General features: G+C 68.4%; 19 protein-coding genes. 16 read left to right on the top strand and 3 right to left on the bottom strand.

Annotation, left to right across the window (positions count from 1 at the left end; genetic code table 11):
• The first annotated feature begins 106 nt into the window (after positions 1-106).
• From infB to EV650_RS10405, 5 genes are all read left to right on the top strand, one after another.
• Positions 107-3,364, top strand: coding sequence for a translation initiation factor IF-2 (gene infB, locus EV650_RS10425; RefSeq protein WP_134117702.1), 3,258 nt, complete (start codon positions 107-109; stop codon positions 3,362-3,364).
• Positions 3,365-3,476: 112 nt separating this feature from the next.
• The gene (gene rbfA, locus EV650_RS10420; protein WP_202874448.1) at positions 3,477-3,914 is read left to right on the top strand and encodes a 30S ribosome-binding factor RbfA; all 438 of its coding nucleotides are present in this window, start codon (positions 3,477-3,479) and stop codon (positions 3,912-3,914) included.
• A gap of 8 nt (positions 3,915-3,922) precedes the next feature.
• Complete coding sequence (gene truB, locus EV650_RS10415; protein ID WP_439648769.1) at positions 3,923-4,849, top strand: tRNA pseudouridine(55) synthase TruB; 927 nt, start codon at positions 3,923-3,925, stop codon at positions 4,847-4,849.
• Positions 4,850-4,883: 34 nt separating this feature from the next.
• Positions 4,884-5,726: an LLM class flavin-dependent oxidoreductase gene (locus tag EV650_RS10410; RefSeq protein WP_134117698.1), complete on the top strand. Its 843-nt coding sequence runs from the start codon at positions 4,884-4,886 to the stop codon at positions 5,724-5,726.
• 17 nt (positions 5,727-5,743) lie between these two features.
• A complete protein-coding gene (locus EV650_RS10405; RefSeq protein WP_202874447.1) occupies positions 5,744-6,640 on the top strand; it encodes an NAD-dependent protein deacetylase in 897 nt (298 codons plus the stop codon).
• Between the two features lie 40 nt (positions 6,641-6,680).
• On the opposite strand, the gene EV650_RS10400 is transcribed toward EV650_RS10405, so the two are convergent.
• On the bottom strand, positions 6,681-7,697 hold the full coding sequence (locus EV650_RS10400; protein WP_238174128.1) for an SGNH/GDSL hydrolase family protein: 1,017 nt from the start codon (positions 7,695-7,697) through the stop codon (positions 6,681-6,683).
• 119 nt (positions 7,698-7,816) lie between these two features.
• On the opposite strand from EV650_RS10400, the gene EV650_RS10395 reads away from it, so the two are divergent.
• The 4 genes from EV650_RS10395 to EV650_RS10380 all read left to right on the top strand — a co-directional run bounded on the left by EV650_RS10395 (position 7,817) and on the right by EV650_RS10380 (position 12,987).
• On the top strand, positions 7,817-8,779 hold the full coding sequence (locus tag EV650_RS10395) for a bifunctional riboflavin kinase/FAD synthetase (protein ID WP_134117696.1): 963 nt from the start codon (positions 7,817-7,819) through the stop codon (positions 8,777-8,779).
• Between the two features lie 116 nt (positions 8,780-8,895).
• Positions 8,896-9,168 (top strand): 30S ribosomal protein S15, encoded by a 273-nt coding sequence (rpsO, locus tag EV650_RS10390; protein ID WP_134117693.1) that lies wholly within the window; start codon positions 8,896-8,898, stop codon positions 9,166-9,168.
• A 289-nt stretch (positions 9,169-9,457) separates the two neighbouring features.
• On the top strand, positions 9,458-11,680 hold the full coding sequence (locus EV650_RS10385; RefSeq protein ID WP_134117691.1) for a polyribonucleotide nucleotidyltransferase: 2,223 nt from the start codon (positions 9,458-9,460) through the stop codon (positions 11,678-11,680).
• Positions 11,677-12,987: a M16 family metallopeptidase gene (locus tag EV650_RS10380; protein ID WP_134117689.1), complete on the top strand. Its 1,311-nt coding sequence runs from the start codon at positions 11,677-11,679 to the stop codon at positions 12,985-12,987. Before EV650_RS10385 ends, EV650_RS10380 begins: the two co-directional genes overlap by 4 nt.
• Here the strand turns inward: EV650_RS10380 and EV650_RS10375 are convergent.
• Both EV650_RS10375 and EV650_RS10370 read right to left on the bottom strand, forming a co-directional pair.
• Positions 12,977-14,146 (bottom strand): cytochrome P450, encoded by a 1,170-nt coding sequence (locus tag EV650_RS10375; protein ID WP_134117687.1) that lies wholly within the window; start codon positions 14,144-14,146, stop codon positions 12,977-12,979. The two genes, EV650_RS10380 and EV650_RS10375, sit on opposite strands and share 11 nt — an antisense overlap.
• Positions 14,143-14,769 (bottom strand): hypothetical protein, encoded by a 627-nt coding sequence (locus EV650_RS10370; protein WP_134117685.1) that lies wholly within the window; start codon positions 14,767-14,769, stop codon positions 14,143-14,145. Before EV650_RS10370 ends, EV650_RS10375 begins: the two co-directional genes overlap by 4 nt.
• A gap of 80 nt (positions 14,770-14,849) precedes the next feature.
• Here EV650_RS10370 and EV650_RS10365 point away from each other — a divergent pair, with 80 nt between their 5' ends.
• From EV650_RS10365 to EV650_RS10335, 7 genes are all read left to right on the top strand, one after another.
• On the top strand, positions 14,850-15,467 hold the full coding sequence (locus tag EV650_RS10365; protein ID WP_202874446.1) for a TetR/AcrR family transcriptional regulator: 618 nt from the start codon (positions 14,850-14,852) through the stop codon (positions 15,465-15,467).
• A 155-nt stretch (positions 15,468-15,622) separates the two neighbouring features.
• Positions 15,623-17,335 (top strand): ATP-binding cassette domain-containing protein, encoded by a 1,713-nt coding sequence (locus tag EV650_RS10360; protein WP_238174127.1) that lies wholly within the window; start codon positions 15,623-15,625, stop codon positions 17,333-17,335.
• A 313-nt stretch (positions 17,336-17,648) separates the two neighbouring features.
• The gene (locus EV650_RS10355) at positions 17,649-19,241 is read left to right on the top strand and encodes a peptide ABC transporter substrate-binding protein (RefSeq protein ID WP_238174126.1); all 1,593 of its coding nucleotides are present in this window, start codon (positions 17,649-17,651) and stop codon (positions 19,239-19,241) included.
• The gene (locus tag EV650_RS10350) at positions 19,238-20,164 is read left to right on the top strand and encodes an ABC transporter permease (protein ID WP_134117679.1); all 927 of its coding nucleotides are present in this window, start codon (positions 19,238-19,240) and stop codon (positions 20,162-20,164) included. The genes EV650_RS10355 and EV650_RS10350 overlap by 4 nt, the downstream gene beginning before the upstream one ends.
• Positions 20,157-21,050, top strand: coding sequence for an ABC transporter permease (locus EV650_RS10345; protein WP_134117677.1), 894 nt, complete (start codon positions 20,157-20,159; stop codon positions 21,048-21,050). Before EV650_RS10350 ends, EV650_RS10345 begins: the two co-directional genes overlap by 8 nt.
• The gene (locus EV650_RS10340; RefSeq protein WP_134117675.1) at positions 21,047-22,048 is read left to right on the top strand and encodes an ABC transporter ATP-binding protein; all 1,002 of its coding nucleotides are present in this window, start codon (positions 21,047-21,049) and stop codon (positions 22,046-22,048) included. Before EV650_RS10345 ends, EV650_RS10340 begins: the two co-directional genes overlap by 4 nt.
• Complete coding sequence (locus EV650_RS10335; RefSeq protein WP_134117673.1) at positions 22,048-23,043, top strand: ABC transporter ATP-binding protein; 996 nt, start codon at positions 22,048-22,050, stop codon at positions 23,041-23,043. Before EV650_RS10340 ends, EV650_RS10335 begins: the two co-directional genes overlap by 1 nt.
• Positions 23,044-23,049 lie beyond the last annotated feature (6 nt).

The following is a 23,049-nucleotide window of genomic DNA, read 5'->3' as shown; positions in this document are numbered from 1 at the left end:
TCATCGACTCATGACCACTCGATGAGTGTCGAACGATGAGTGCAATGCGATGAGCATGTACGTCAACTAACGGTCCGCGCCCCAGGCTCGGACCAGAGGGAGAGTAGTGGCAAAGGTCCGGGTCTACGAGCTCGCGAAAGAGCTCGGAGTTACCAGCAAGGTCGTTCTGACCAGGCTGAACGACATGGGAGAGTTCGTCCGATCGGCGTCCTCGACGATCGAGGCACCCGTCGTCCGACGGTTGGCGGAGGAGTTCGAGAAGAACCCGCCGAAGAAGCGCACGGCCAAGAAGGCCGCTGCCAGCACGTCTGCCGCGCCGCAGGCGACCGCACCGGTCGCCCCTGCGAGCCCGGCTCAGAAACCAGCACAGCCGGCCACGCCGAAGGCTCCGGCTGAGCGCACGCCTGCCCCGGCGCCGGCCGCGGAGGCGACGCCTGCTCCGGTTGCCGAAGCACCAGTGACTAGGGCTGACACGACGGCTGACACGAGGGCCGACACGACGGCCGACTCCGCTCCGGCGAAGGCCGCTCCGGCGCCGGGCGTCAAGCCTGGTCCGCGTCCGGGCCCGAAGCCGGGTCCGCGTCGCGACACCGCTCCGGCTGAGACCGCACCGGCTGAGACCGCACCGGTCGAGGCTGCTCCGGTCGAGTCCGCTCCGGCGGCGAAGGTGGAGACCCCTGCCGAGGCGCCGGCGTCCCCGGCGACTCCGTCGTTCGAGGCCCCGGCCGCGAAGGCGGCCCCGGCTGCGTCCTCTGCACCGGCTGCGTCAGAGGCGCCCGCGCCGCGGCGATCGGGCGGCGACAGTTCCGTCCGGCCAGGTCCGCGTCCGGCCCCCCAGCCGGGTGCAGGTTCGCGTCCGGGTGGCCAGCAGGGCTCCGGCCCGCGTCCGGGTGCGCCGCGTCCGGGTGCTCCGCGCCCCGGTGCGCCGCGTCAGGGTGGTCAAGGCGGCGGCCGTCCCGGTTCGCCGCGTCCGGGCAACAACCCGTTCAGTTCGACCCAGGGCATGCAGCGCGGTGGCGCACGTCCGGGCCAGGGTGGCGGCGGTTCCGACCGGCCTGCGCCGAGCCCGGCCGGTATGGCGCCGCGTCCGCCGCAGGGCCGTGGCGGCAACGACCGCGACCGCGGTGACCGCGGTGGCAGTGACCGGCCGCGCCAGGGTGGCGTGCCGGGTGCACCGCGCCCCAACCCGGCGATGATGCCGAAGTCGTCCGCAGGCACGTTCACCGGTCGTCCGTCCGGACCCGGTGGCGGCGGTCCTGGTGGCGGTGGCGGCGGTGGCCGTGGTCGCCCAGGCGGCGGTTCGGGTGGACCGGGTGCCGGTCCGCGCAGTGGCGGCGGTGGCGGCGGCGGTGGCTTCCGTCCCGGTGGCGGCGGCCCGAGCGGCCCGCCCGGTGGCGGCGGTGGCCGTCCGGGTCCGGGCAACCGTGGTCGTGGCGGGACACAGGGTGCCTTCGGGCGTCCGGGTGGCCCGGCCCGTCGTGGTCGCAAGTCGAAGCGGGCCAAGCGCCAGGAATTCGACAACATGCAGGCCCCGGCGGTCGGCGGCGTCCGCGTCAAGCACGGTGACGGCGAGGTTGTGAAGCTGGCCCGTGGCGCGTCGCTGACGGACTTCGCCGAGAAGGTCGGCGTCGACCCGGCATCGCTGGTCCAGGTGCTGTTCCACCTCGGCGAGATGGTGACCGCGACCCAGTCGGTGAACGAGGAGACCCTCGAGCTGCTGGGGACCGAGCTGAACTACGACGTACAGCTCGTGTCGCCGGAGGACGAGGACCGCGAGCTGCTCCAGTCGTTCGACATCGACTTCGGCAACGACGAAGGCGACGAGGGCGATCTGGTGTCGCGGCCGCCGGTGGTGACCGTGATGGGTCACGTCGACCACGGTAAGACCAAGCTGCTGGACGCGATCCGGATGGCGAACGTCGTTGCCAAGGAAGCCGGCGGTATCACCCAGCACATCGGTGCGTACCAGGTCACGACCGAGGTCGACGGCCAGGAGCGGGCGATCACCTTCGTCGACACCCCGGGTCACGAGGCGTTCACCGCCATGCGTGCCCGTGGTGCGCAGGCCACCGACATCGTCATCCTGGTGGTCGCGGCCGACGACGGCGTGATGCCGCAGACGATCGAGGCACTGAACCACGCCCGGGCGGCGAACGTCCCGATCGTGGTCGCGGTGAACAAGATCGACGTACCGTCCGCGGATCCGGCCAAGGTGCGCGGTCAGCTGACCGAGTACGGCCTGGTGCCCGAGGAGTACGGCGGCGACACGATGTTCGTCGACGTCTCGGCGAAGTCCCGGATCAACATCGACGGGCTGCTCGAAGGCGTCGTACTGACCGCGGACGCGGCACTCGACCTGCGGGCCAACCCGAACATGCACGCCGAGGGCATCGCGATCGAGGCCAACCTCGACAAGGGCCGTGGTCCGGTGGCGACCGTGCTGGTTCAGCGCGGCACGCTGCGGGTCGGCGACTCGATGGTGGCGGGACCGGCGTACGGCCGGGTCCGGGCCATGCTCGACGAGCACGGTGACCCGGTCGAGGAGGCGACGCCGTCGCGTCCGGTGCTGGTGCTCGGTCTGACCGCCGTACCAGGTGCGGGTGACAAGTTCCTGGTGGTCGACGACGACCGGATGGCACGGCAGATCGCCGAGCGGCGGGAAGCGCGTGCCCGTGCGGCCGCGAACGCCAAGCGTCGCGCCCGTCGTACCCTCGAGGACTTCATGGCCTCGATGGAGAAGGGTGTGGCCCAGGAGCTGCTGCTGATCCTCAAGGGCGACGTGTCCGGTTCGGTCGAGGCGCTGGAAGACGCGCTGGTCCGGATCGAGGTCGGCGACGAGGTGAACCTGCGGATCATCGACCGCGGTGTCGGTGCGATCAACGAGAACGACGTCAACCTGGCCATCGCGTCGAACGCCGTCATCATCGGCTTCAACGTGCGGCCGGCGGGCAAGGCCGGTGACCTGGCCGAGCGCGAGGGCGTGGATGTCCGGTACTACTCGGTCATCTACTCGGCGATCGACGACATCGAGGCCGCCCTGAAGGGCATGCTCAAGCCGATCTACGAGGAGGTCACGCTCGGCCAGGCCGAGATCCGGGAGATCTTCCGGTCCTCGAAGGTGGGCAACATCGCCGGTTGCTGGGTGACCAGCGGCCTGTTGAAGCGCAACGCGAAGGTCCGGTTGATCCGGGACGGAGCGGTGGTCGTCGACAACACCGAGCTGTCGTCGCTGAAGAGGTTCAAGGACGACGCCTCCGAGGTCCGCGAGGGCTTCGAGTGTGGTCTGACCATCAACAACTTCAACGACATCAAGATCGGCGACGTCGTCGAGGCGTTCGAGCTCCGCGAGAAGCCGCGCAGCTGATGGTTCGGTGACGGCCGGGCGGCCCTTGAACGGGGCGCCCGGACCGTCGGAGTAGCGTCCGGGGAGACGATGTTCTCCCCGGACGTACTCATGAATGAGGGAGTGAGCCCTGATGGGTGAAGCAAGGGCGAAGCAGCTGGCCGACCGGATCCAGGTACTCGTCGCGGAGCTGCTCGAGCGCCGGGTCAAGGACCCGCGGCTGGGTTTCGTCACCGTGACGGACGCCCGGCTGACCGGTGACCTGCGCGAGGCCAGCGTCTTCTACACCGTGTACGGCGACGAGCAGGAGCGCGCGTCCACCGCGGCGGCGCTGGAGTCGGCGCGTGGTCTGATCCGGAGCGAGGTCGGCAAGGCGCTCGGGTTGCGTCATGCCCCGAGCGTGGCGTTCTTCCTGGACGCCGTGCCGGAGAACGCCGGCCAGATCGAGGAACTGCTGGAGAAGGCGCGGATGGCCGACGCCGAGGTGGCCAAGGCCGCCGCCGGTGCGAAGCCGGCCGGTGACGCCGATCCGTACAAGCACAAGGACGACGACGAGGACGACGAGGACTGAGTACTCCGTTGAGCGGCACGGACCACATCACGTCTCAGGCTGTCTCTCCGCCGCCGTTCACCTCGTCCTCGGACGGGATCGTCGTGGTGGACAAGCCTGACGGCATGACCTCGCACACGGTGGTCGCCAGGATTCGTCGGCTGGCCGGCACCCGGAAGGTCGGGCACGCCGGCACGCTCGACCCGATGGCGACCGGCGTACTCGTCGTCGGCATCAATCGGGCGACCCGGCTGCTCGGTCACCTGCAGCTGGCGGACAAGTCGTACGACGCCACGATCCGGCTCGGCGCATCGACAACGACCGATGACGCCGAGGGCGAGATCGTGTCCACGGCTCCTGTCGACGGAGTGACCTCCGAGGCGATTTCGGCGGCCGTCGAGGGGTACCGCGGCGAGATCTCGCAGGTGCCGTCGAAGGTTTCGGCGATCAAGGTCGACGGACGGCGCGCGTACGAACGCGTCCGGGCGGGGGAAGAAGTCGCGCTCAAGGCGCGGACGGTCACGGTCTCCCGGTACGACGTCCTCGACGTACGGCCGGACGCCGACGGGATCTCCGTCGACGTCTCGGTGGACTGTTCGAGCGGCACCTACATCCGCGCGCTGGCCCGGGACCTCGGTGCCGACCTCGGCGTCGGCGGCCACCTGACCGCACTCCGCCGTACCCGGGTCGGGTCCTTCGACCTGTCCGCCGCGCATTCGCTGGAGTCGCTGGCCCAGTCCTTCGACTGGCTCCCGATCGCGGACGTTGCCGCCGGCACCTTCCCGCGGTACGACGCCGACGACACCCAGGCAGCCGCGATCCGCACCGGACGGCCCCTCCCGGGCCTCAATCTGGCCCCCGGCCAGACCGCGATGTTCGACCCGGACGGCACCTTCCTGGCCCTCTACGAACCCCACGGCCCGCTGGCCAAACCCACTGCGGTCTTCGTGAGCTGAGAACTGTCGGTGCTTCGGCGTAGCGTGCTGAAGCATGAAATACGGGTTCGTGATGGCGTACGGCGATGCTCGGGACGCGGCTGAGTTGGCGCCCGTCGCCGAGCAGCACGGGTGGGACGGTTTCTTCGTGTGGGAGTCGATCTGGGGGATCGACGCCTGGGTGATGCTCGGAGCCGCGGCGATGACGACCGAGCGGATCCGGCTCGGGACGATGCTGACGCCGCTCCCGCGCCGGAAGCCGTGGGATGTGGCGGGGCAGGTTTCGACGGTGGACAACCTGAGCGGTGGGCGGGTGATCCTGTCGGTCGGGCTGGGCGTGACGGGCGACGAGCGGTTCTGGTTGTTCGAGGAGGATCCGGGCCGGAAGGTGCGCGCGGAGCTCATGGACGAGTCGTTGGAGATGCTGTCGCACCTCTGGCGGGACGAGCCGTTCGAGTTCACCGGGACGCACTACCGGTCGAGGAAGATCGCCGAGCTGATGCCGCCGGCGCCGCCGCCTCCGGTGCAGCAGCCGCGGGTTCCGACCTGGGTGGTCGGTGGGTGGCCGCGACCGAAGTCGATGCGACGAGCGGCGTTGCAGGACGGATGGCTGCCGGCGTATGTCGGTGACGGCGAGGTGACACCTGACGTCGTCGCCCAAGGCCTCGACTGGATCCGGAAGGAACGCCTCGCGCACGGCCTGACGATGGACGGGTACGACGTGGTTGCCGAGGGCACGACCGCCGCCGACGATCCCGCCGCCGTGGACGCTGTCCGTCCGTGGGCCGAGGCGGGCGCCACGTGGTGGATCGACGCGGACTGGTCGTCGATGGACCGGACCGTCGTTCGCCGAGCCGCCGAACGCCGCCTCCAAGCCGGCCCACCCCGGATCGACTGAGCACGTACGCTGGAGGGGTGCGTTCCCGTCCGACTCTGCAGTGGGCCCCTGGGCCTGAGGTGCTGGCACTCGAGCCGGGTACGACGGACGTCGGGCCGGTCGCGGACGTGGTCGCCGGCGGGGGAGTCGTCGTACTGAGTGGGGCGGGGATCTCCACCGAGTCGGGGATTCCGGACTACCGCGGCGAGACGGGCAGTCTCCGGACCCACACTCCGATGACGTACGGCGACTTCGTGGCCAGCGAGGCGGGCCGGCAACGGTACTGGGCCCGCAGCCACCTCGGGTGGCGGACGATCGCCCGCGCGGAGCCGAACGAAGGCCACCGTGCCGTGGCGGCCCTTCAAGCGCGAGGCTTCCTGAGCGGCGTCATTACCCAGAACGTCGACGGTCTGCACCAGGCCGCCGGCGCTCGCGACGTGATCGAACTGCACGGCAACCTCGACCGCGTTATCTGCCTGAACTGCGGTACAACGTCAGCCCGCGAGGTCCTCGACCGTCGGTTGCGCGAAGCCAACCAGGCGTTCACGGCCGAGGCGACCCGGATCAATCCGGACGGCGATGTCGAGCTCCCGGACGATGTCGTCCGGACCTTCGTCGTCGTCCCGTGCACGGTCTGCGGCGGAATCCTCAAGCCCGACGTCGTCTACTTCGGCGAGAACGTGCCGAGGAACCGCGTCGAGCGCTGCTACTCACTGATCGACGACGCGAACGCCGTACTCGTCCTCGGCTCGTCCCTCACCGTCATGTCCGGCTTCCGCTTCGTCCGCCACGCCGCCAAGGCCGGTACGCCGGTGCTGATCATCAACCAGGGACTGACCCGCGGCGATCCGTACGCGACGTACCGGGTCAATCTGCCGCTCGGTCAGGCGCTGACCGAACTGCTGCGAGAAACCACCGGGCCGAGCCACGCGTGAGGTGGCCCGGCCCGGAGTCCGCAGTACGGATTGGAAAGGGTCAGCGTTGCGCGCTGGTCCGTACGCGGTTCAGGGAGGCCTCGAGGGCCTGGGGTGATGCAGCTGCTTGCTTGGCCAGGGTGCGCGCCTTCGCAGCCCAGGCGGACTGCTCGGTCGCGGTCACCGTGGCCGGCGCACCAGTCAGCGTCTTGTAGGTCAGCGACGCCATCCCGGCTTCGCCTTCGTAGCGCGGGTGGTAGCTGATGGCCCGGAGCAGGTTGATGTCCTTGCCCTGGATCCACGCCTGCCCGTCCGGCGCACAGGCGTCGTGCCCGGTCGACGGCCCGAAGGTGTCGACGTACGTCGCTCCGCCCGCCGCGGCCGCGTTGGACACGGCCGCGTTGAGCGCCTGCTCGATCGAGTACAGGTAGGAGTAGTCACCGTCCGCGAACGGCAGAATCGACGGGCAGGTGCCGTGCTCCGGCGCGATCTTCGGGTAGCCGACCAGCACGATCGTTGCCTTCGGCGACCGTGCCTTGATGCCCTGGACAACGATCGCGATCCGGGTCTGGGTCTGGGCGATCTTCGCCTTGAGCGTGTCGACCCCGTCGACGGTGAAGTGCGCCTTGCACGGCGCTCCGGTCGGGTCCGAGGCCCGCAGGCCAGGGCAGGTGTCGATGATGCTGCCGAACACGCCGAAGTCGTTCCCGCCGATGCCGACCGTGACCAGGTCCGTGTCCGGCGTGAGCGCGTCGAACTGCGGCGCCGCCGTACCGAGGACTGTGCTCTGCGGCTGGGTCATATTGGTCGTGTCGGCACCGCCGCAACTCACGTCGTTGAGGCGACGCACGTGCAGCTTGGCCGCGAGCTGCTTCGGATAGTTGCTGTACGACCGGGCGCAACCGAGCGACAGCAGGTCCGCCAGCGGCACGAACGGCGCCGAGGTGTACGAGTCGCCGAGCGCGACGTAGTTCTCGAAACGTGGCGTCACTGTCGGCGCGGCAGCGGCGTTGGCAGCGGGCAAGCCGCCAAGCAGGACCATCGTCGCGCAGGCGGCGACCAGACGGCGGAGCTTCACCAGACCTCCCCAAGGGCTCAGCAGTGCGGCCCCACCCTAAGTTGAGTTACTGCATGATCACAAGGGGTGATGGTGGACCTGGTGCAGGGAATCCATCCGCGACATGGAATCCTGCTGTCATGCGTGTCTGGCACGGATTGGACCAGGTGAGCCCGGATCTCGGGCCGACGGTCGTCACGATCGGCAACTTCGACGGCGTACACCGCGGTCACCAGGAGGTACTCGCGCACGCCAGGGCGCGCGCGGCCGAGCTGGGCGGCCTGCCGGTGGTCGCGCTGACCTTCGACCCGCACCCGATGCGGGTGCTGCGGCCGGATCACGCGCCGCTGATGCTGAGCGAGCCCGAGCAGCGGGCCGAGGTGCTCGGCCGGTACGGCGCGGACGCGGTGCTGATCCTCCCGTTCACCAAGGAGGTGTCGGGCTGGTCGCCGGAGGAGTTCATCGATCGGGTCCTGGTCACCGCGCTGCACGCGAAGGCAGTCGTCGTCGGCGAGAACTTCCGCTTCGGCCACAAGGCGGCCGGGCACGTCGACACGCTGGTCCAGGCAGGTGCGCAGTACGGCTTCCAGGTCGAGGGCCTGAGCCTGGCCGGCGACGCGCAGCCCTGGTCGTCGACGTACGTGCGCGAGCGGCTCGCCGACGGTGACGTCGAGGCGGCTGCCGAGGCCCTGGGCCGACCGTTCCGGGTCACCGGAGTGGTCGTCGAGGGCGACAAACGCGGCCGCGAGCTCGGCTACCCGACCGCCAACATCCCCGCCGACCCGGGCGCCGCGGTGCCGCAGGACGGGGTGTACGCCGGGTGGCTGACCGTGATCACGCCGGCGCCCGGCGCTCCGGCGTACCCAGATCCGCTGCCGGCCGCGATCAGCGTCGGCAGCAATCCGACCTTCGACGGCGTGGACCGCCGGGTCGAGTCGTACGTGCTGGATCGCGACGATCTCGAGCTGTACGGCGCGACGGTGGCGATCGACTTCGTCGCCCGGCTGCGGGGGACTCAGATCCGTTTCGACAGCATCGACGAGCTGCTCGTGCAGATGAAAGCGGACGTCGACGGCGCTCGTGGCTTGCTTACCCGCAATTAGGGTGACGCGTCCACGGACTGATACTCTGGCTGCTGCCGTCTGAACGGCCGCGGACAGATAGTGCTCGGGTGAAGAAAGCCCCGGTGCGCCGCGCAACGGAAATCGAGAGGAAACCTGTGTCATCTGTTGATGCCGCAACGAAGAAGACGATCATGGCGGAGTACGCCCTGACCGAGGGTGACACCGGGTCCCCCGAGGTCCAGGTTGCGCTGCTGACGCACCGCATCGCGCACCTCACCGAGCACCTGAAGGAGCACAAGCACGACCACCACAGCCGTCGTGGCCTGCTGCTGCTCGTCGGCCAGCGCCGCCGGCTGCTGAACTACCTGGCGAAGAAGGACATCAACCGCTACCGGTCCTTGATCGAGCGGCTCGGCCTTCGCCGATGACGTCGCGAGGAGCGGCCCCCGAATCCCGGGTGGCCGCTCCTGGCGTATCCGCGCCCTGATAAGACGGGAGCGCGGGGCCTACAACTGAATACAGAAGCACGACGTACGAGGCGACGCGAAGCGCGTGGCGGGAGACGACCGGTCCTCGGTAGTGGCCTTCGGAAATTCCACACAGTTGGAACAGGATTCCGCGGGCCTCGATCGAAGACCGGCACCCCGGAAGCTCGCGCCTCGCAGTCGTCACACTGCTAGAGAGGGGTATCCCGTGTCGGGATCCACAAACGCGCCCATGGAGGGCGCAGAATTCGCCGAAGCCGTGATCGACAACGGCAGCTTCGGCACCCGCACCATCCGCTTCGAGTCGGGCCGTCTGGCCCAGCAGGCCGCCGGTTCCGCCGCCGCCTACCTCGACGGCGACACGATGGTGCTCTCGGCCACCACGGCCAGCAAGAAGCCCAAGGACCAGTTCGACTTCTTCCCGTTGACGGTGGACGTCGAGGAGCGGATGTACGCCGCGGGCCGCATCCCGGGCTCGTTCTTCCGCCGGGAGGGCCGCCCGTCCGAGGAGGCCATCCTGACCTGCCGGCTGATCGACCGCCCGCTGCGGCCGTCGTTCGTGTCCGGCCTGCGGAACGAGATCCAGGTCGTCATCACCGTCCTGGCGCTGAACCCGGACAAGCTGTACGACGTGCTGGCGATCAACGCCGCGTCGATGTCCACCCAGATCGCCGGGCTGCCGTTCTCGGGCCCGATCGGCGCCACCCGCGTCGCGCTGATCGACAAGCAGTGGGTCGCGTTCCCGACCCACACCGAGCTCGAGGACGCCGTCTTCGACATGGTGGTCGCGGGTCGCGTCACCGAGACCGGTGACGTCGCGATCATGATGGTCGAGGCGGAGTCCACCCCGGGCACGTTCGAGGCCGTCGCGGCCGGCAAGCAGGCGCCGACCGAGGAGATCGTGGCCCAGGGCCTCGAGGCTTCGAAGGCGTTCATCAAGACGCTGGTCGAGGCGCAGTCCGAGCTGGCCGCCAAGGTGTCCAAGCCGACCGGTGAGTTCCCGGTCTTCCCGGACTACCAGGACGACGCGTTCGCCGCCGTCGAGGCGGCCGCGACCGCGGAGCTGACCCAGGCCCTCGCCATCACCGGCAAGCACGACCGCGACGACGCCACCGACGCCGTCAAGGCCGCCGTGGTGGCCAAGCTGGCCGCTGACTTCGAGGGTCGCGAGAAGGAGCTGTCCGCAGCGTTCCGCTCGCTCACCAAGAAGCTCGTCCGCAACCGCGTGCTGACCGAGAAGGTCCGGATGGACGGTCGCGGTCTGGCCGAGATCCGGCCGCTCAAGGCCCAGGTGCGGGTGCTGCCGCGAGTGCACGGTTCGGCGCTGTTCGAGCGCGGCGAGACCCAGATCCTGGGTGTCACCACGCTGAACATGCTCCGGATGGAGCAGCAGCTGGACACGCTCTCCCCGGAGACGCGCAAGCGCTACATGCACAACTACAACTTCCCGCCGTACTCGACCGGTGAGACCGGCCGGGTGGGTTCGCCGAAGCGCCGCGAGATCGGTCACGGCGCGCTGGCCGAGCGGGCCCTGGTGCCGGTGCTGCCGTCGCGCGAGGACTTCCCGTACGCGCTGCGTCAGGTGTCCGAGGCGCTCGGTTCGAACGGCTCGACCTCGATGGGTTCGGTCTGCGCCTCGACGCTGTCGCTGCTGTCGGCCGGTGTGCCGCTGAAGGCCCCGGTCGCCGGTATCGCGATGGGTCTGATCTCGGGCGAGATCGACGGCAAGACGGAGTACGTCGCGCTGACCGACATCCTGGGCGCGGAGGACGCGTTCGGCGACATGGACTTCAAGGTCGCCGGTACGAAGGACTTCGTCACCGCCCTGCAGCTGGACACCAAGCTGGACGGCATCCCGGCCAGCGTGCTGGCCGGTGCGCTGACCCAGGCCAAGGACGCCCGCCTGACGATCCTGGACGTGATGGCCAAGGCCATCGACGCGCCGGGTGAGATGAGCGAGTTCGCGCCGCGGGTCATCTCGGTGAAGGTCCCGGTCGACAAGATCGGCGAGGTCATCGGGCCGAAGGGCAAGATGATCAACCAGATCACCGAGGACACCGGCGCCGACATCTCGATCGAGGACGACGGCACCGTCTACATCGGCGCGACCGACGGTCCGTCGGCCGAGGCGGCCCGGGCCGCGATCAACGCGATCGCGAACCCGACCATGCCGGAGAAGGGTGAGCGCTACCTGGGCACGGTCGTGAAGACGACCAACTTCGGTGCGTTCATCAGCCTGCTGCCGGGCAAGGACGGCCTGCTGCACATCTCGAAGCTGCGTCCGCTGGCCGGTGGCAAGCGGGTCGAGGCAGTCGAGGACGTGCTGTCGGTCGGCCAGAAGCTGCAGGTCGAGATCGCCGAGATCGACGACCGCGGCAAGCTGTCGCTGATCCCGGTCATCGAGGGTTCGGACGACAACAAGGCTGAAGAGAAGGCTGCCGAGTCCGCCGAGTGATTCGAGCAACCACCAGCACGCTGCTGAGCCCGGAGGCGGGCGGTCCGGTCAAACGGACCGTCCTGCCCTCCGGGCTTCGCGTGCTCTCCCAGTCGGTGCCGGGCTTCCGCTCGGTCACGTTCGGCGTGTGGGTCGGCGTCGGCTCCCGCGACGAGCCGGAGCAGCTGGCCGGCGCCACGCACTTCCTCGAGCACCTGCTGTTCAAGGGCACCGAGCGCCGCGACGCGCTGGAGATCTCCGCCGCCATCGACGCGGTCGGCGGCGAGATGAACGCGTTCACCGGCAAGGAGTACACCTGCTACTACGCGCGGGTGCTCGACTCCGACCTGCCGCTCGCGGTCGACGTCATCTGCGACATGATCACCTCCGCCACGCTGACTCCGGCGGACGTCGAGAGTGAACGCGACGTCATCGACGAAGAGATCGCGATGCACGCCGACGAGACGTCGGACCACATCCACGACCTCTTCGCCGAGCAACTCTGGGGCAAGTCCCCGCTCGGCCGTTCCATCACCGGTACGCCGGAATCCGTCGCCGGACTGTCCCGCCAACAAGTCGTGGGCTGGTACCGCCGTCGCTACAAGCCTTCCAACATCGTCGTCTCGGTGGCCGGCAACGTCGACCACGCTGACGTCGTGCGCCTTGTTCGTAAGGCGTTCGAGCGCCATTGGGTCACCGAGGAAGCCACACCCTCGCCGGTACGACGTGGCGGCAAGCCGGTTCCGACGTACAGCGGGGTGCAGGTCCATCACCGGGATGTCGAGCAGGCGCATCTGGTGCTCGGGATGCCGGGGCTGGTGCGTGACGACGAGCGCCGGTACGTGGCCGGCGTACTGCACGGGATCGTCGGTGGCGGGATGTCGTCGCGGCTGTTCCAGGAGGTCCGCGAGAAGCGTGGGCTGGCGTACTCGGTGTTCACGTTCGGTTCGGCGTACGCCGATGCCGGCATGGTCGGGGTGTACGCCGGCTGCCTGCCGAAGAAGGCTCCTGAGGTCCTGGACGTGATCCGGGCCGAGCTCGAGTCGATTGCCGGAGGCAACATCACGCCGGACGAACTCTTGCGTGGTAAGGGTCAGATGCGTGGCTCGGTCGTGATGGGGCTCGAGGACACCGGCGCCAAGATGACCCGGATCGCGAAGGCGGAGCTCGTGTACGGCGAGCTGCCGACGGTCGACGACATCCTGCACCGCATCGACTCGGTCACCCTCGACGACGTCGCCCGCCTGGCCGCCGACCTGTACGGCGGCACCCCCGCCCTCACCGTGATGGGCCCCTTCGACGAGAACACCACCGCCTTCACGCTGTAGCACCCGGGTGGCATCCCGCCGCAGTGAGCCGGACCGGCAGGGTTCGGTAGCCGCGGAGGACGAGCCGGTCGCGGCGGGCGGCTTGTCCTTCAGCCGTGATCGATGAGTAGCGCTCGACCAGGCGAGTGAACGCGATGGTGCCTTCGAGCCTGGCCAGGCTGTTGCCCAGGCAGATGTGAGCGCCGGCGCCGAAGCTCAGTGGCTTGTTGTCGGTCCGCGCCGGATCGAACTCGTCGGGCCGCGGGAACCGCGCCGGATCACGGTTCGCCGCTCCGAGCAGCAGGATCAGGTCGCTGCCGGCGGGCATCGGGACGCCGCCTGCCGACAGCCCCTCCGTGTGCGCAACCCGAGTCGTCAGCTGCACGGGGGAGTCGTACCGCAGTACCTCCTCGACAAAGGCCGCAGGGTCGCTCCGAGCGGTCGAGGTGAGCTCTGGCCGGTCGAGCAGGATCGCCAAGCCGTTGCCAAGCAGATCCGTGGTGGTCTCGAAGCCGGCGACCAGGAGCAGGATGAGGTTGCCGAGCAGCTCCTCGTCGGACAGTCGCCCGTCGCCGGCATCACGCGCGGCGACAAGTGCACTGACCAGGCCATCGGCGGCTGGATTGCGGATCAGGTGGGCGAAGTACTCGCCGAGCTCACGCGCAGCCGCGTCCGCGGACCCGTCGGAGGTATCGGTGAGTTCGAGCGCCGCCGTGAGGTCGGATGCGAGCGGCCGGAAGCGATCCCGCTCGGATGCGGGTACGCCGAGAAGCTCGCAGATGACCGTCACCGGTAGCTGGAAGGCGAACCGGTCCATGAAGTCGACCTCCGCCGGGAGACCGTCGATCAGGCCGTCGACTGCGGCTTCGATGGCGGGCTGCAATGCGGCGACGCGGCGGGGCGTGAAGACCTGAGAGATGAGCGACCGCATCCGGCCGTGGTCTGGCGGGTTGGCGCGAAGGATCGATCGCTGCATCAGCTCCAGCGACGGTTGGCTCGAGGGATTTGTGGGGATCCGGAAGCCCGGGTTCCGCAGTACTTCGTTGCTGGCCGCGTACCCCACGACCAGGAACGCGCTGTCCGTGATCGGCAGCACCGGACCGAGCCGGTGCGCCTCGGCGTACAACGGGAACGGGTCGGCGCGACCGGCCGGCGACAGTAGGGACTCGATGAGGTTCATGCGCGCCGCCCGAGGAGGATGTAGCCGACGGCGTACAGCGTCGCGCCGGCGAGTTCGAAGATCTGGATCAGGCCGAACCGCGGGCCTGACGTGAAGATGAACAGGCCACCGATCGTGTAGGCGAGAGCGCCGACACCGAGCAGTACGCCGGTCAGCCGTTGCCGCAGCGTCCAACCGAGCCAGAGATAACTCAGCGGGAAGATCAGCAACGCCGGGAACACGATCAGTGCCGCGGGTGTGTCGAGATCCGCGGGTTCGTGCACCATGCTCGGCGCGTACTCCGCCCGCACCGGGTTGTGCGAGCCGTCGAAGATGATCAACGCGAACCAGAGCAGGGTGCCGACCATTGCGGCGTACCAGGCTCCGAGGTCGCGGCGCCGGGTGATTTGGTTGCCCAGCGCAATCATGCTGGCCAGGCAGACGATCTGCAGCGCCAGGCCGGCTGCCTGGATGTCATGCGTCAGCCCGTAGCGCTCACCGACGGCGGCGATGCTCCAGCCGTCCCGGGCCGGATGCAACAGCGTCCCGAGCCAGAACACCGGCCCACCGATGAACGCGGTCAGTCGTGCGGTGGTGCGCAGTTGCCGGCGCAGGCCGGTCGGCGCCGGAAGAGTCTCGGTCATGATGGACCCCGGGTTTCACTAGAGTGTGCCTCTAGCGAATCACTAGTGACTCGCTCTAGTCAACTGGTAACCTGGCGGTCATGAACGTGAGAGCGGAGAAGGCGCAGGCCAACCGGCAGCGGATGCGGACGGCCGCGCAGACCCTGTTCAGCAGCCGGGGGTACTCCGCCACGTCGATGCAGGCGATCGCCGACGAGGCCGGGATGGCGGTGCAGACCCTGTACTTCACGTTCGGCACCAAACGCGCGCTGCTCGGCGAGTTGCTCGACATCGCGGTCGCCGGTGACGACGAGCCGGTCCCGACGCTGGAGCGGCCGCGGGTGCTGGCCGCCATCGACGATCCGGATCCGGTGGCGCAGCTGCACGAGCTGGCGGCGATCGCCCGGGAGATCTACGAGCGGGTCGCGCCGGTTCTCCAGGTGGTCGCGCATGCGGCGCCGGGCGATCCCGAGATCCATGAGCTCTGGATGACCAACAACGCCCAGCGCGCTGTTGCGATGGAGCGAATGATCACGGCGCTCGCCGCCAAGACGCCGTTGCGGGACGGGCTCGACGTCGCGATGGCGACCGATGTCGCGCTCGCGTTGCAAAGCCCGGAGATGTACCAGTTCTTCACCACCCGCCGAGGCTGGTCCCCGTCCCGCTGGGAGCAGTGGACCGCGGACGCCCTCGTGACACAGCTCCTCCCGCCCCGGTAGGTTGGGGTTCGTAAACGTCACCACGTGATCTGCCACTGGATCCCATCTGAACGGGCGGGGCTCGATTCAGGGATGGCACGCATTTGACGGCCGGTGAGGGCGCGCTGAATTCACCAGCGCAGCTCCGGCCTGCTCATGCGTAAAAGAGGATCCTCGTGCTGTCTCCGCTCCGCGCTGCCTTCCGTACCGCCCGCGAATCGCTGTCCGACGCCGTCCGGGTCACGCCGGGCTGGCTGTTGCTCTGCGCCATCCTGGTCCTGGTCCAGGCGGTCTTGCCTGCGGCGCAGGTCGTCCTGATCGAGGGCCTGATCGACCGTCTCAACTCCGGCGGGAACGCCTGGAGCGAACTGCTCGGCCTGACTGTCGTGGTCGGGGCGATGTATCCGCTGGCGCAGGTGACGAACATCGCCGGCCAGCTGATGATGTTGCGGCTCCGGTTGCACTACCGCGTCGAGCTCGCGCGGACCGCGGCCCGGCTGAGTCCGAGCCGACTCGCCGATGCCGAGGTGGTCACCGATCTGGAGGCCAGTCAGAACGCGACCCAGCCGATGAGCGACATGGCCATCAGGCCCGTGCAGGTGCCGGGCGCTGCCGTCACCTCCGTCGTACTGTGCGCCGCGATCTGGTCGATCAACCCGCTGTCGGGCCTGCTGGTGCTGGCCGCCTTGGTACCGACGGTCCTCGCGTTCACGCTGATCTCCCGGATGGAGTCGACGGGCTGGCCGAAGGTCGCAGTACACGACCGGCGAGCGGCGTACGCGACCGAACAGCTGATCCAGCAACGCTCCGGCACCGAACTAGCCGTCCTCGGCTCCGGCCCGAAGGTGGCCGACCTGATCGCGGATCGCCGGGCGAAGGCGACCCGGGTCCTCGATGGGATGATCCGTACGGCGATGAACCTCGAGCTGGCCGCCGCACTCGCGACTGCGATGCTCTTCGGTGGCGCGTTGATCGCGCTGGTGACCGGCGGAGCGGGTGGGGGAGCAGCGGCCGCCGCGGTGGCCGGAACGATCTCCGGCCTGAATGCGATCCGTCAATGCGGCTACGCGTTCGGGACCATCATCACGGTTGCGCCGCAGGCCCAGGTGTACCGGCGGTTCGTCCGCTCGGTGCCGGCGGGGGAGCCGCAGACGGTGGTGTCGCGCGTGGATTCGGTTGCCCTCGACAACGTCAGCTTCAGCTACCCGGGTGCATCCACCGCCGCCGTACGGAACATCTGCATCACCGCGCGGCGGGGTGAGCTCGTCGCGCTGGTCGGCCTGAATGGCGCCGGCAAGTCGACTGCGGTCAGTCTGCTCGTCGGCAGCCTCAGTCCGGACTGTGGGCGGGTCCTGATCGACGGGCGCGATGCGGCGCGGCTGACTGAGGCGGAGCGGCTTGGCCATTTCGGGCTGCTGGTGCAGGAGTTTGGGCGGTTCGAGTTCACCTTGCGTGATGCTGTCGGTCTTGGCTCGCCTGGGGTTGCCGCGGACGAGGAGGTTCGTACTGCGCTCGCCGATACGTTCGCCGCGGATCTGCCGCTCGACACCCAGTTGGGTCAGCAGTGGGGCGGGACCGGGATCTCCGGCGGCCAGTGGCAGCGGCTCGCGCTGGCTCGGATCCGGCTCCGTAACGCCGGCGTCTGGATCCTCGACGAACCGACGTCAGCCATCGACGCCGAGGCGGAACGCGAGATCTTCGCCGACCTGCGCCGTACCAGCGCCGACCGCGTCACCATCGTCGTCTCCCACCGAGCCTGGACCCTCCGCGAAATGGACCGCATCTACGTCATCGACGACGGCGCAGTAGTCCAGCAAGGCACCTACTCAGCCCTGATGTCCCAACCAACCGGCCGCTTCGCCAGACTCTTCGCGGCACAGCAAGAGTAAGGACCCGAACACTCAGCGCAGTCGCCGGCGCAGCACCGAGTGCGCATTTGTGAGCACATGGCCAATTGCTGGGATCTGCCGTGTCATCTGATGACTATGGTGGACTGATCTGATTAAGTGAGGGTTCCCTCCAAAAGTCAGGGCTGGTCGTCAGAGGTCTTGGCAAAGTAACGCCTGCGTTACGCGCCGCCGCAATGTAGCTGACAACGTTGACATGCGCAGTTTCGACCAGCAACCATGACGCTTGATCCGCCCGCCTAGCGGCCCTCCCGCCGAGGAAGTTGGTTCGACCGTGCGACGTCTGTCTGGAGTTGTGGGGGTAGCACTCGGCCTAGCGCTGGTGCTCGCCTCCTGTGGTGACGGCAAGAGCAGCAGTGGTGGCAGCGGCAGCTCGGGCAGCAAGAGCGAGGTCATCGCCGTCGCCGCCGACCCGCCGGAGTACATCAACCCGCTGAACGACAACGGCACGGCCGGCATCGGGGTCTCGATGGCGATCTTCGCGCCGCTCGTGACCACCGATCCGAACACCGGCAAGCTGCTGAACGTGATGGCCGACTCGGTCACGCCGGACAAGACCAGCCAGACCTGGACGGTCAAGCTGAAGCCCGGCAACACGTTCCAGAACGGCCAGCCGGTGACCGCCAAGGACTACGTGGACAGCTGGAACATGACCGCCGAGGGCTCGAACGCCTGGAAGAACAACGGCTTCTTCTCCAAGGTCGACGGGTACGACGCGCTGAACCCGCCCACCCCGGACGGCGCCACGCCGAAGCCGACCGCTGTGAAGACGCTGAGCGGCTTGAAGCTGGTCGACAACCTGACCTTCACGGTCAAGCTCAAGGTCCCGTTCTCGCAGTTCGGGCTGACCCTGCAGTACCTCGGCCTGGCCCCGCTGCCGGAGGAGGTCCGGAAGAACCCGGATGCCTACAAGCGCAAGCCGATCGGCAACGGCCCGTACAAGCTGGCCGCCGCCTGGAACGCCGGCGACGACCTCAAGCTGGCCAAGTGGGACGGCTACAAGGCGTCGGACGCGCCCGAGGCCGACTCGATCACCTACCGGTTCATCCCGAACGCGGACACGGCGTACAACGAGTTCCTGGCCGGCAACGTGGACTTCACCGACGTGCCGTCGACCAAGGTGAAGAGCTTCAAGACCGACGCGCCCGACCAGTGGGTGACCAGCGTCAGCTCCGGCGCGAACTACCTGGTGATCCCGGCCTGGGACCCGCGGTTCAAGAACCCGAAGCTGCGGCACGCGTTCTCGGAGGCGATCGACCGGAAGGCCTTCGCCGACCTGGTCGGCCTGTCCGACCCGGCCAAGGGCCTGATCGCGCCGGACATGAACGGCTACCGCGCCGACGCCTGCAAGTACTGCGACTTCGACGCGACCAAGGCCAAGCAGCTGCTCGCGGAGGCGGGCGGCTTCTCCGGCCCGGTGAACATCAACTACAGCACCACCTCGGCGACCGGGCAGATCTTCGCCGAGGCGATCGGCAACATGCTCCGGCAGAACCTCGGCCTGCAGGTGAAGTACACCGGCAAGCAGAGCTCGGAGATCACCGAGCTGGCCGACAGCCACAAGCTGGACGGCCTGCGGTTCTCCGGCTGGGGTCACGACTACCCGTCGATCGAGGACTACCTGACGCCGATGTTCAAGTCCAACGGTGACGCGAACTTCGCCCATTACAGCAACCCGGCGCTGGATGCCGTGCTGGCCAAGGGCGACGCCGAGCCGGACCCGGACAAGGCGATCAAGCTGTACCAGCAGGCCGAGGACATCGCGCTCGAGGACATGCCGCTGATCCCGCTGTACACCAAGTCGAACGCGTACCTGCACTCGGACAAGATCGAGCCGCGGGTGTCGAAGTACGTCGGTGTCTCGGCACTCTGGGCCACCTTCAAGTGATCCGTTTCATCCTCCGCCGAGTGCTGGCGGCGATCCCGATCGGGCTGGTCGTCACGCTGGGGGTCTACGCGCTCGTTTTCGCGATGCCCGGAGACCCCCTGCGTGAACTGGCCGGCGACAAACCCATCCCGGCCGCCGTGCTGGCGGCCAAACGCGCACAGTTCCACCTCGACGATCCCTTCATCGTCCAGTACCTGCTGAGCATGAAGGACATCCTCACCGGGCATTTCGGGACCACGTTCGCCGGCGCCGACATCGCCGACCAGCTCAGGCTCCGGATCCCGGTCACGCTGAAGCTGGCCACGATGAGCCTGGTGTTCCAGTGGATCGCCGGTCTGCTGTTCGGTCTGTACGCCGGGTTCCGGCGTAACGGCGTGGTCGACCGAATGTTGCTGCTGGCAACACTCGTCGTACTCGCGGTGCCCGGACTGGTGCTGTACTTCACCGGGCAGTACGTGTTCGGCGTCGAGCTGAAATGGCTGCCGGTCTCCGGTGCCCGGGACGGCTGGCCGATGTCGTACCTGCTGCCGGCGCTCTGTATCGGCATCAGCGGGTTCGCCGGGCTGGCCCGGCTGACCCGGACGTCGATCGTCGACACGGTGAACTCCGACTTCGTGAAGACGGCCCGGGCCAAGGGCCTGGGGGAGCAGCGGATCCTCTGGCGGCACGTGCTGCCGAACGCACTCCTGCCGGTGGTCACGCTGATGGGCATCGACTTCGCCGGCATCTTCGGCGGCGCGGTGCTGGCGGAGAGCATCTTCAACCTGCCCGGCCTGGGCCAGTTCATGTTCCAGGCGATCAAGCTCAAGGAAGGCGGAGTCGTGGTGCTGCTGTCGACGCTGGCCTTCCTGATGTTCATCGTGATCAATCTGATAGTCGACATCGTGTACGGCGCGATCGATCCGAGGGTGCGCAATGTCTGAGACCCAACAGGTCTTCGGGGCCGAGTCGCAGGACCTCGAAGGCGGGACCCTGTCGAACCGGGAGCTGCTCCGGGCGTTGCTGCGCAAGCCGCAGTTCGACATCTGCCTGCTCCTGGTGCTGACCTTCTTCCTGATGGCGGCGGTGCCGAAGGTGTTCACGCGGACGGATCCGCGGTTCTGCGAGCTGGGCAAGAGTCAGCAAGGCCACCAGCCCGGGCATCCGTTCGGCTTCGACATCCAGGGCTGCGACTACTTCGCGAACGTGATCTACGGCGCCCGGCCGTCGGTCCTGGTCAGTCTCGTCGCGGGGGTCGGCGGCTTCCTCGTCGCCGGTCTGCTCGGGCTGCTGGCCGGCTACTTCCCGGGCAAGGTGGACACGGTCATCTCGCGGGTGGCCGACGTACTGTTCGCGCTGCCCGGCCTGATCGCGCTGATCGTGATCCTGAACTCGGTGCCGAACCGGAGTATCTGGATCATTGTCGCGATCATCATGGTGACCGGCTGGCCGCAGGGTATGCGGGTGATGCGGTCGACGGTTTTCTCGGTCCGCAACCGCGAGTACGTGCTGGCGGCGAGGTCGATCGGGGTCTCGCCGGTGAGGATCCTGCGGAAGCACGTCTTCCCGAACGCGATGGCGCCACTGCTGGCGATGACGACGCTCGGCATCGGCGGCCTGATCGGACTCGAAGCCGTACTGACGTTCCTCGGGGTCGGGCTGCAACCGCCGTCGATCTCCTGGGGATCGCAGTTCGGCGTCGCGACTTCCTACCGGGAAACGCCGCACCTGTTCCTCTGGCCGGCGCTGTTCATCTCCACCATGACGATCTCGTTCATGATCATCGGCGACTCCATCAGAGACGCCCTAGACCCGAAACTACTGCGATGACTACTGGCGAAGTACTGCTCAAGGTCGATGATCTGACCGTGGAGTTCGACACTCCGCGGGGGCCGGTGCGGGCCGTGGATGGGGTGTCCTGGCAGGTGCGGGCGGGGGAGACGCTGGCGATCCTGGGTGAGTCCGGGTCGGGCAAGAGTGTCTCGACGCAGGCGCTGACCGGGATCCTCGAGATGCCGCCCGGCCGGATCCTGAAGGGTACGGCGGAGTACCGCGGCGCCGATCTGATCGCGATGACCACCAAGGAACGGCGCAAGATCGTCGGGGACCGGATCACGATGGTGTTCCAGGACTCGCTGTCCGCGCTGAACCCGGTGCAGTCGGTCGGCACCCAGATCGCCGAGTGCTACCGGGTGCACCGCGGGATGTCGAAGCGGGACGCGATGAAACGGGCCGCGGAGATGCTCGACCAGGTGCGGATCCCGGCCGCGGCGAACCGGGTCCGCGACTACCCGCACGAGTTCTCCGGCGGGATGCGGCAGCGGGTGATGCTGGCGATGGCGCTCGCGCTCGATCCCGACGTACTGATCGCCGACGAGCCCACCACCGCGCTCGACGTCACGGTGCAGGCGCAGATCCTCGAGCTGATCGCGGAGCTGCAGGCCGAGCGAGAGATGGGCGTCGTGCTGATCACCCACGACCTCGGCGTGGTCTCGGACGTCGCCGACAACGTCGTGGTGATGTACGCCGGACATGTCGTCGAGCGAGCCGCCACCGCCGAGGCGCTCGAGCACCCCGTTCACCCTTATACCGAAGGGCTGCTGGGCTCGATGCCGTCGTCGGACCTGAAGGGCCAGGAGCTGCCGACGATCCCGGGTACGCCGCCGTCGCTACGGGCGATCCCGTCCGGCTGCGCGTTCCGGCCCCGGTGCCCGATCGCGATCGACGACTGCGCCCGCGAGATCCCGCCGCTGCTGACGGTCGCGCCGGGACGTGATGCCGCGTGCATCCGGCGTACGACGATCTCGGCCAACAAGGAGGCGGTCTGATGGCCGACGAGTTGCTCGTGGCAACCAATGTCGTGAAGCACTACGACATCAGCCCGGCGCTGAACTTCGGCGCCAAGACCCTGGTCCGTGCCGTCGATGGTGTCGACCTGACCCTGCGCAAGGGCGAGTCGCTCGGCATCGTCGGCGAGTCCGGCTGCGGGAAGTCCACCCTGGTTCGACTGCTCGCCGCCCTGGAGAAGCCGACGGCGGGGCAGATCGAATACAACGGCGTCGACGTCAGCAAGCTCAAGGGCCGGGAGCTGCGCAAGTGGCGGCAGAACGTCCAGGTGGTGTTCCAGGACCCGTACTCCAGCCTGAACCCGCGGATGCGGGTCGGTGAGATCGTCGCCGAACCGCTCGAGGTCCACCCGGACGTGTCCCGCAACCTGGACATCCGTACCCGGGTCCGCGAGCTGCTTGAGCTGGTCGGCCTGCGGCCGGAGGACGAGACCAAGTTCCCGCACCAGTTCTCCGGCGGTCAGCGCCAGCGGATCGGGATCGCGCGGGCCATCGCGCTGAACCCGGACGTGCTGCTCTGCGACGAGCCGGTGTCCGCCCTCGACCTGTCCGTCCAGGCGCAGGTCGTCAACCTGCTGATGCGGCTCCAGCGTGAGCTCGGTCTCAGCATCATCTTCGTCGCCCACGACCTGTCCGTGGTCCGGCACGTCTCCGACCGGGTCGCGGTGATGTACCTCGGCAAGGTCGCCGAGCTGGGCGAGCACCAGCAGGTGTACGACGTACCCGCGCACCCGTACACCCAGGCGCTGCTGTCCGCCGAGCCCGGTCTGGCCCGGCAGGGCCGGCAGCGGATCGTGCTGGCCGGTGACCCACCGTCGCCGGTGATGCCGCCGTCCGGCTGCCGGTTCCACACCCGCTGCCTGCGGGCCGAGGCCAGGTGCAGCACCGAGGTACCCGAGCTCCGGGAGATCCGGTCCGGTCAGACTGTCTCGTGTCATTTTGCCGAGGATGCGCAGACCGCCTACTCCCCAGCCTGAGTGGTA

The sequence above is a fragment of the Kribbella kalugense genome, assembly GCF_004365875.1.
Taxonomy (GTDB): Bacteria; Actinomycetota; Actinomycetes; order Propionibacteriales; family Kribbellaceae; genus Kribbella; species Kribbella kalugense.
The sequence above is the reverse complement of the archived record's forward strand: the minus strand, read 5'-3'. Positions and strand labels throughout refer to the sequence as shown.

What these genes read in the sequence shown, in the direction of transcription:
- rbfA (WP_202874448.1), top strand. Translation starts at nt 3,477, where the DNA reads ATGGGTGAAGCAAGGGCGAAGCAGCTGGCCGACCGGATCCAGGTACTC.
- EV650_RS10410 (WP_134117698.1), top strand. Translation starts at nt 4,884, where the DNA reads ATGAAATACGGGTTCGTGATGGCGTACGGCGATGCTCGGGACGCGGCT.
- EV650_RS10395 (WP_134117696.1), top strand. Translation starts at nt 7,817, where the DNA reads ATGCGTGTCTGGCACGGATTGGACCAGGTGAGCCCGGATCTCGGGCCG.
- EV650_RS10385 (WP_134117691.1), top strand. Translation starts at nt 9,458, where the DNA reads ATGGAGGGCGCAGAATTCGCCGAAGCCGTGATCGACAACGGCAGCTTC.
- EV650_RS10375 (WP_134117687.1), bottom strand. Translation starts at nt 14,146, where the DNA reads ATGAACCTCATCGAGTCCCTACTGTCGCCGGCCGGTCGCGCCGACCCG.
- EV650_RS10370 (WP_134117685.1), bottom strand. Translation starts at nt 14,769, where the DNA reads ATGACCGAGACTCTTCCGGCGCCGACCGGCCTGCGCCGGCAACTGCGC.
- EV650_RS10365 (WP_202874446.1), top strand. Translation starts at nt 14,850, where the DNA reads ATGAACGTGAGAGCGGAGAAGGCGCAGGCCAACCGGCAGCGGATGCGG.
- EV650_RS10345 (WP_134117677.1), top strand. Translation starts at nt 20,157, where the DNA reads ATGTCTGAGACCCAACAGGTCTTCGGGGCCGAGTCGCAGGACCTCGAA.
- EV650_RS10340 (WP_134117675.1), top strand. Translation starts at nt 21,047, where the DNA reads ATGACTACTGGCGAAGTACTGCTCAAGGTCGATGATCTGACCGTGGAG.
- EV650_RS10335 (WP_134117673.1), top strand. Translation starts at nt 22,048, where the DNA reads ATGGCCGACGAGTTGCTCGTGGCAACCAATGTCGTGAAGCACTACGAC.